The organism is Endozoicomonas sp. ONNA1, assembly GCF_024606325.1.
Lineage (GTDB): Bacteria > Pseudomonadota > Gammaproteobacteria > Pseudomonadales > Endozoicomonadaceae > Endozoicomonas_A.
Window position 1 is genome coordinate 1 of the sequence record NZ_JAHHPN010000736.1, and the last position, 1,046, is coordinate 1,046.

A 1,046-nucleotide genomic window follows, 5' to 3' on the forward strand; every position below is an offset into this window, starting at 1 on the left:
GCTTAATGCCAGACGCTTCACTTTTATACTCGACACTCCAGAGGGAATTGGACTGCCGGGTCAAACGATACTGGAACAGCACCGGGCGCTCACCGGCCCTGCCATCGCTGGATTCAATGGCGCGAGTCACCGTTGCCAGATAGCTGCCATCCTCCAGAGCTGTCAGCGAGCCCAGCTTTCCCTGTGCCAGTCGGCGCTCAATGGCGCTCCAGTCCATTTGCAGCTGAACGGCCGCCATTCCCGGCAGGCGGGATGAATGGACATTCTGGCTGTTCCCCTTTTCAATATGCGACCAGTGTTCCAGGCCGTCTTTTCCAAAGACCTTGGACAACGCGGAATCAAAAGGAATCAGGCCCGCCTGTATGCCCCAGTCCGCACTTTTGCCCTTCACGCTTAAACCTTTTGTGGCAATTTTTATACCCTTGCCCAAACCATGATTGAGCAGGTCGGACGCGTCCGGGTTAATGGGTCGGGTGGCAATCAGTGCCTGGTTTTTACGGGCTATCTCCCTGAATCCTTGCCAAAGGGCCTGCGGTACACCAGAAGCCGCAAAAGCCTGGTCACCCTGGAGCAGATTTCCCGCCCACTGTTCCAGAGAGACGGGCTGCACTTTCGAGGGGGCCGACTCATCGGGACTGCGACGCTGTCTGTCACTTTGCCGGAGGCTTTCTGCTATCGGGTCATGACGTGAGAATTCCAGGATGGCACCTGTCGGGTAATCCTGGAGCAGCGTAAAATATCGGGTACGGGTCAACTGAAACCATTGGCCTGCACCATTCACCCGTACCTCGCGCTCGCCGCTGTAATCCCAACCATCAGCCTTGGCCAGGCTGATTTGTAAATCAGCCATTTCCTGTTGCTGTTTGATGGCCGTTGCAATCACTTGAAAACGATGGTTCCAGCCTTGATACAGAGCCATACGACGATCGTCCGGCAAGTCATTGCCAGGAGGTTGTCTGTAAAGCAGCGTATTCAAAGCTGAGGCTGAAGCCGGAGGTAAAATCCGGTTTTGCATCAGGGCCGTCAGTGACTCCGCAACAAAATGG

Annotated in this window: 1 protein-coding gene; it reads right to left on the reverse strand. The window is 55.4% G+C overall.

The window, feature by feature from the left end:
• On the reverse strand, positions 1-919 hold a 919-nt coding region (locus KDK19_RS17610; RefSeq protein ID WP_257292484.1), incomplete at its 3' end, for a CyaA/EF/ExoY family adenylyl cyclase toxin.
• Positions 920-1,046 lie beyond the last annotated feature (127 nt).